The sequence below is a fragment of the Photobacterium indicum genome (assembly GCF_003026215.1).
Taxonomy (GTDB): domain Bacteria; phylum Pseudomonadota; class Gammaproteobacteria; order Enterobacterales; family Vibrionaceae; genus Photobacterium; species Photobacterium indicum.
In genome coordinates this window covers 1-1,036 of record NZ_PYOC01000028.1, presented here as the reverse complement: position 1 = coordinate 1,036, position 1,036 = coordinate 1, and the positions used below count along the sequence as shown (strand labels likewise).

Annotated in this window: 4 tRNA genes and 1 rRNA gene; all 5 read left to right on the top strand. The window is 44.8% G+C overall.

The features are described 5' to 3' along the window. Window positions 1-81, top strand: a 16S ribosomal RNA gene (locus tag C9J47_RS26815); the annotation flags it as partial. 97 nt (window positions 82-178) lie between these two features. Beyond that, window positions 179-254, top strand: a tRNA-Glu gene (locus tag C9J47_RS26810). A 33-nt stretch (window positions 255-287) separates the two neighbouring features. Further along, window positions 288-363, top strand: a tRNA-Lys gene (locus C9J47_RS26805). Between the two features lie 65 nt (window positions 364-428). Then, window positions 429-504: transfer RNA gene (locus tag C9J47_RS26800), tRNA-Val, on the top strand. 91 nt (window positions 505-595) lie between these two features. Further along, window positions 596-671: transfer RNA gene (locus tag C9J47_RS26795), tRNA-Ala, on the top strand. Window positions 672-1,036: the final 365 nt, after the last annotated feature.

The following is a 1,036-nucleotide window of genomic DNA, read 5'->3' as shown; positions in this document are numbered from 1 at the left end:
TTTACCACGGTGTGGTTCATGACTGGGGTGAAGTCGTAACAAGGTAGCCCTAGGGGAACCTGGGGCTGGATCACCTCCTTACCTAAAGATTTATAGTTTGATGCAGTGTCCACACAGATTGCTTGGTCGAAATGTAAAAGAGCGCTAGCGTTGCCCAACAACGCTGGCAGAAAACTAAGTCCCGTTCGTCTAGAGGCCTAGGACACCGCCCTTTCACGGCGGTAACAGGGGTTCGACTCCCCTACGGGACGCCACTTTCTTATTTAGTTAATAAAGAAAGTAACAATGGGTCGTTAGCTCAGTTGGTAGAGCAGTTGACTTTTAATCAATTGGTCGTAGGTTCGAATCCTACACGACCCACCATCTTCTCTTCGAGGATGGCAGTTTTGAGTTCACTTTTTTAAAAGTGAAAACAAGCTGAATACGGAGGGCGATTAGCTCAGTTGGGAGAGCACCTCCCTTACAAGGAGGGGGTCACTGGTTCGAGCCCGGTATCGCCCACCATTCTTTCCTAATACTTCGTTATGAAGTTCGTCGTTTAGCATACTAAACGTCCTCACTTCATGCCTTGTCTTAGAAAAGAAACATATATATTGGGGCTATAGCTCAGCTGGGAGAGCGCTTCGCTGGCAGCGAAGAGGTCTGCGGTTCGATCCCGCATAGCTCCACCACTTTCTAAATATATTCTTACTCATGATGAGTGGAGTGTGGTTAGAAAGTGGATTATTTGTCTCTGTAGAGATAGAAAAACACATGCTCTTTAACAATCTGGAAAGCTGACTAGTAAATTGAATCTTAGGATTCAATTACAAATGTTTTTATCGAATGATAAAAACGAGTTCTCAAAACAAACACACATTCAAGTGTCTTGTGTAAGAGTCCGGCGAAAACAAATCCTCTCTTTTAAAGAGAGAAACCTTGGTTGTTGCCATACGAAACCTCTTGGGGTTGTATGGTTAAGTGACTAAGCGTACACGGTGGATGCCTTGGCAGTCAGAGGCGATGAAGGACGTATTAACTTGCGATAAGCCTAGTT